At 46.3% G+C, this 790-nt stretch carries 1 protein-coding gene; it reads right to left on the bottom strand.

Annotated elements, in window-relative coordinates; all coding sequences use genetic code 11:
• Positions 1-728, bottom strand: a 728-nt coding sequence (locus tag PVE40_RS12840) for an IS30 family transposase (RefSeq protein ID WP_274732318.1), incomplete at its 3' end; no start/stop codon positions are given.
• Between the last annotated feature and the right edge of the window lie 62 nt (positions 729-790).

The following is a 790-nucleotide window of genomic DNA, read 5'->3' as shown; positions in this document are numbered from 1 at the left end:
TAAATAGCGATGTCATGTTGGTTGCTTAGGGTTTTCCAATTGGAAAATTCTTTCCCACAATCAAAGGTGATGGACTTAAATAAATGTCTGGGAATCGCTTCAAACCACTTGTTCATCGTATGCTCGATGTCACTTGCCTTCCGCCCATCGGGCTTCAAGGTGATAATGACTTTGGAGAGGCGTTCGACCAAGGTTATGACGGCACTTTTGTGATGGACACCGACAATGGTATCGCCTTCGATATGACCAAATTCTTCCTTGAATGCCGGGTAATCATTCTCTCTTTCAGCGATATTCCGCTTGAAGGCCTGTTTTCCCCGACGTTCCTGATGGCCGTTTGGTTTCCGTTTTCCCTTCATGGGTAAGGTTGTTTCATCGAATACCTTTTCCTTGAAGCGACGATAGAGCGTCCGCATGGAGCATGCGATTGGCATCTCCTGGCGACCGATGATGACATCGGGCGTCCATCCCTGTGCGACCTTTTCAGTGATGTACACCTGTTGTTCATCGGGCAGGACAATCTGGCGCCGTCCACAACGCGCCTTGTTTTTCTTATATTGTCGGTAATAGTCCAAGGCCGTATGGCCTTCTTTCAAGAAATTGATGACATTGTAGACTGTCATTCTGGAACGTTTTAACCGGGCTGATATTGTCGTCACAGCGATGTTTTGATGGTAATAAGCCTCTATCATCACCAGTTCATCCGTGGTAAGATGGGTGTAGGTCATTCGTGATCACTCCTATGTATTCTTTGGTCGGAATTACAATTTGAGTGTACCACGAATGGCTT

It is taken from the genome of Jeotgalibaca caeni, assembly GCF_028863945.1.
GTDB lineage: Bacteria > Bacillota > Bacilli > Lactobacillales > Aerococcaceae > Jeotgalibaca > Jeotgalibaca caeni.
This window is presented reverse-complemented; position numbering and strand designations above follow the sequence as displayed.